At 68.1% G+C, this 520-nt stretch carries 1 pseudogene; it reads right to left on the bottom strand.

Annotation, left to right across the window (positions count from 1 at the left end):
* Positions 1-520 (bottom strand): annotated as a pseudogene (locus MKK60_RS26880) (carbohydrate-binding domain-containing protein); the annotation flags it as partial.

The raw sequence follows: 520 nt of genomic DNA, 5'->3' as shown, positions 1-520 counted from the left end.
CACGCATGGTCTCCGGCGTGGCAATCCGGCGGGGCCTGGTGTTTGAGGCTGCCCGGATGGCCGCCGAGGCTGCGGCCGGCCGTCGCGACACCGCCGTAGAGGTCGCCGAGGCACTGCAGCGCGATGTCGTACGCACCCGTGCCGAACTGGCCCGTGAGGGTGATGTCCTCCGTCTGGCCTGCCGCATGGTACGCGCTGGTTGTCAGTGTGCCGCCGATCTGATGGCCGCCCACCAGCACCTGGAAGTGCGGATTGCCCTGGTAGCTGTCGCCCGACACACGGAAGACGAGGGTGTCCGGAGCCAAGGGTGTCACGACCGGCGCTGTGGGTGTCGTGACCACGGGCGCGGGGATCACTGGCGTAGCGGGTACTGTGACGATCGATGTCGCGGGGGTGTGAAAGTCCGCGCTGCCGTTGTTGAACATGTTGGCGACGCCGCCGCTGTTGTAGCCGGCATGGTTGTCGGCGGCGTCGCCCGCCAGGGTCTGGCCGTTGAGGCTGACCTGATGGACGTAGAGGT

The organism is Methylobacterium sp. J-092, assembly GCF_022829325.1.
Taxonomy (GTDB): domain Bacteria; phylum Pseudomonadota; class Alphaproteobacteria; order Rhizobiales; family Beijerinckiaceae; genus Methylobacterium.
The sequence above is the reverse complement of the archived record's forward strand: the minus strand, read 5'-3'. Positions and strand labels throughout refer to the sequence as shown.